The following is a 1,651-nucleotide window of genomic DNA, read 5'->3' on the forward strand; positions in this document are numbered from 1 at the left end:
GTTCAATAGTATCGTTTGCTATTTTTTGTTGATTCAATCCGGTTGGATTTTCTACAAAGTTCCCATAAGGGGTGTGCGATGCACACCCTACCAAGGCTAGGGAAAAAATTGCTGTGGCAAGTAATTTACGCATGACTATTTGCCCTCTTTGGTAATAGTGATTTTGTCTTGACGGCTACCAACACCAGAGATAAGAATCGCTTTCTTAAACACCGTATCAACGATGTAACGATCTCCTTGAACTCGATAGTTAACCATTTCGGTTTCAGCATCACTGAACCAACCGCCATCATTTCGAACAACTAATAACGTTGGTGCGTCTGCCTGTTGCATTGCCTTTGGCATTTGAATGATGGTCTTGTGACCGTCATTGAACACACGAACAGGCTTCCAAGCGGCTGAGCCAGAAACTTGATAATCAAAAGACAAATCGCCCAGGTATTCTCGCGTAGAAGGGATCGTATTATCTTCTCGATGTTGACGTTCACGGGTTCGAATTGTTTCCCATTTAGCTAAAGCATCTTCGGGATATGTGAAAGACACTTGAGGCATGTACTCTTTGCGGTGTGAACGCAAGCGAATGTGGTAAACACGGCGGTCTGTAGTGACGACTAGACTTGTTTCTAGGCCCACATCCAACGGTTTAATTAACAAGTGTTGTGTTTCCGCTGCACCCGTACCGGAAATTGCTGGTTCGACATTCCAACGAGCGGTATCACCTAACTGAATTGAATTGACGTATTCACCAGGTTGTAAGGCAATATCACAAACTTGCAGAACAGCACATACAACACTTGGTGATTGCGCTCCAAATACATACTGTATCGAACCGTTACGGCCAGAGAACGGGCGAATACCCCCGTTACCATTTCCCGCTTGCCACTTTTTGGCAATAGCCAATGCTTGGCGTTCTTGTTGCGTTAAAGTCGGGTTATTGTTTGAAAAATATTTATCTTCTAGACCGTTCGCATTGGCGATTTTTGCTAGAGAAGGCACTAACAGCGCAGTGCCAAGAATTACAGCTGATAATTGCTTGTTCATAGGTTTAAGCCTCGTAATCATTGCAGGCGTGACCAAGAGAAGTCACGAACGTAAATACCCAGCGGGTTATTGCGCATCTGTTCTTCTGTGGTCTGCGTTGAAGTATCTGCGGTGTAAACAGTAACTAATGCGCGCATTAGAGCGGGTTCACCTTGTTTAACACCTTGTCGGTCTCGTACTGTTTCCACCCAATCGACTTGCCACGTTGTCGGTGTTTGCGGCATGACTGATTTAATATCAATACTTACCATTACCTTCGCGGCACGTTTGAATGGACTTGAATCCGCACTACCGTTTAGCCATTCATTCATTTTTATGGTCGCTGAATCTTTCGGTGATAAATGGGCGTAAACACCAAAAACAGCTTTACGTTGCAAAGCTACGTCTGGAGACACCAAGCGAGCATTTTCAATAAATTTTGAAACCGTCGAACCCATAACTCGCGGGTCAGCCATTGAAGAAGCTGTGACGGGTCCTGCTGCTTGAGCCTGACCTAAGCTGTCCACTTCAACTACGTAAGGGACGAACTTTGATTGACTACCAATGTGAATCACACCACCAACAGCGGCCAACGTAATTAGCAGGGACAAGATCCCCACAACCTGCCAGG

Annotated in this window: 2 protein-coding genes; both read right to left on the reverse strand. The window is 45.2% G+C overall.

What is annotated here, in order from left to right:
* Window positions 1-135 precede the first annotated feature (135 nt).
* Window positions 136-1,041, reverse strand: coding sequence for a P-type conjugative transfer protein TrbG (trbG, locus tag KO492_RS00375; protein ID WP_012774851.1), 906 nt, complete (start codon window positions 1,039-1,041; stop codon window positions 136-138).
* A gap of 17 nt (window positions 1,042-1,058) precedes the next feature.
* Window positions 1,059-1,651: VirB8/TrbF family protein (locus KO492_RS00380; RefSeq protein ID WP_216043162.1), on the reverse strand; the 593-nt coding region annotated here is incomplete at its 5' end.

The sequence above is a fragment of the Celeribacter halophilus genome (assembly GCF_018860305.1).
Lineage (GTDB): Bacteria > Pseudomonadota > Alphaproteobacteria > Rhodobacterales > Rhodobacteraceae > Celeribacter > Celeribacter halophilus_A.